This is a genomic window from Aeromonas sp. S19(2024), from assembly GCF_041402625.1.
Lineage (GTDB): Bacteria > Pseudomonadota > Gammaproteobacteria > Enterobacterales > Aeromonadaceae > Aeromonas > Aeromonas caviae.
The window spans coordinates 1-1183 of record NZ_JBGLQU010000029.1 but is presented as its reverse complement, the minus strand read 5'-3'; the positions used below and the strand labels follow the sequence as shown (position 1 = coordinate 1183).

At 53.7% G+C, this 1183-nt stretch carries 1 protein-coding gene and 1 pseudogene; both read left to right on the top strand.

Annotation, left to right across the window (positions count from 1 at the left end):
• Nucleotides 1-207: pseudogene (locus ACB037_RS21245) on the top strand (hypothetical protein); the annotation flags it as partial.
• A gap of 300 nt (nt 208-507) precedes the next feature.
• Nucleotides 508-723 carry a Flexible pilin gene (locus tag ACB037_RS21240; RefSeq protein ID WP_151027399.1) on the top strand — a complete coding sequence of 72 codons (216 nt, stop codon included), beginning with the start codon at nt 508-510 and terminating at the stop codon, nt 721-723.
• Nucleotides 724-1183: the final 460 nt, after the last annotated feature.

Genomic DNA, 1183 nt, shown 5'->3' with positions numbered 1-1183 from the left:
GCAAACAACGTCAACAAGCCGGAGTGCAATATCAACTCCTGGGGCTATGAGGTTCGCCAGTTGTCCCTGCGCAATGATGCGCCGACTATCAAGGAAATGGCTGATTGCCCCAAGTTGGTGGCGATTGACCTTATTCTGGAAGCCGATCCCCAGAATCCGACCCGCAACGTTGTTGTTGGCTACCAAGCCTCTAAAAAGCCGCTTTAATAGGCGCGCAACGAGGAGGAGGAGCGAGGGCGCGCAGCGACCGACGACGAGGGCGCAATAATGATTTGCCTGGATATTACCTCCGAAGGATACACCCGCCTTTCAGAGGGGGATTCTTGTAATTACGTGCTCCTGACTGTCCAGGAGCATACCAAGCTCACCGATATATCTAATTGGTTTCAATTTGATATAGCGGATGTGGGAATTGCCTTTAGCTCTGGGATTGTTATGTGGGCTTTGGGTTTAAAAGTGGGCGCAATTGCCCGTGTTATTGTAGGTGCAAAAAGAGGATGAACGAGTATGCAAAACTATTTCCGTAATGGCTGTATCGCTTTGAGCTGTTCTATGGCGGCCATGGCTGCAAATGCAGAAGGTGGCAGTGCTGCTGCGGCCGCTGCTGCTGCGGCTCTCGATACCGCTAAATCCGATGTGGATGCGACCGCGCCGAAAGTCATGTTGGTGGTGGCGACTGTTGTCGGCGTCGTCATCCTGATCGGCCTGATGCGCAAAGCCTAATCGTGTCTTTGCTCATTGGGACGCTATGGTTCCTGTTCTTTGTTGAAGGTTACAGGGCAACGTTTTCCATATGACACAAGGCGGCTTCGGTCGCCTTTTTTATTGGGGGTCGCGTGAGAGTGCTTTATCTGCTGTTCCTGGTACCGCTGGGGGCGTTTGCGAGCTGTCCGGCAGGGCTCAAGCTGTCCAGTGTACCAATTAGCACTGAGCTGCCTTACTGCGTGAAATGGGAGACGTCCAGCCTGGGAGGCTGCGAGGTGGCTTGTCCTGGTGTCTGCGTTGAGGTGCCTGCTTCGGGCACCAAGGGGCCTATTGAGACGACAGGCGGCGAGTGTACCCTTGGCGGTGGCGGTAGTGGCGAAACTGGTGGCGGTGATAACGGCGGCGGTAATACAGGTGGTGCGCCATATTATTATCCCTTTAAAGACCAAATTAGCCCTATTGGTGTTGGTGGTCATGA